We start from the raw sequence: 345 nt of genomic DNA, 5'->3' as shown, positions 1-345 counted from the left end.
CACCGGCGGTAATAGCCCGGTAGAGATAGCACCACGTGCCGCCGACCCGGATATAGGTCTCATCCACCCGCCAGGACTGGGCCTGCCAGTCGGGTACCTGCCGGTACCAGCGAGTGTGCTTATCCAGCTCAGGGGCGTATTTCTGCACCCAGCGGTAGATCGTGGTGTGATCGACTGGCACACCCCGCTCGGTCATCATTTCTTCGAGGTCGCGGTAGCTCACGCCGTAGCGGCAGTACCACCGCACCGCCCACAGGATGATGTCACGGGGGAAATGCCGACCGGAGAAGATGCCCATGGCTCTGATTATTTCACGCCGGTCTTTCTACTGCCCCAACTTTGCAA

General features: G+C 60.6%; 1 protein-coding gene. It reads right to left on the bottom strand.

Annotation, left to right across the window (positions count from 1 at the left end; genetic code table 11):
• Window positions 1-298: IS6 family transposase (locus QP909_RS11810; protein WP_284767333.1), on the bottom strand; the 298-nt coding region annotated here is incomplete at its 3' end.
• Between the last annotated feature and the right edge of the window lie 47 nt (window positions 299-345).

Source organism: Corynebacterium sp. MSK195, from assembly GCF_030228885.1.
GTDB lineage: Bacteria > Actinomycetota > Actinomycetes > Mycobacteriales > Mycobacteriaceae > Corynebacterium.
The sequence above is the reverse complement of the archived record's forward strand: the minus strand, read 5'-3'. Positions and strand labels throughout refer to the sequence as shown.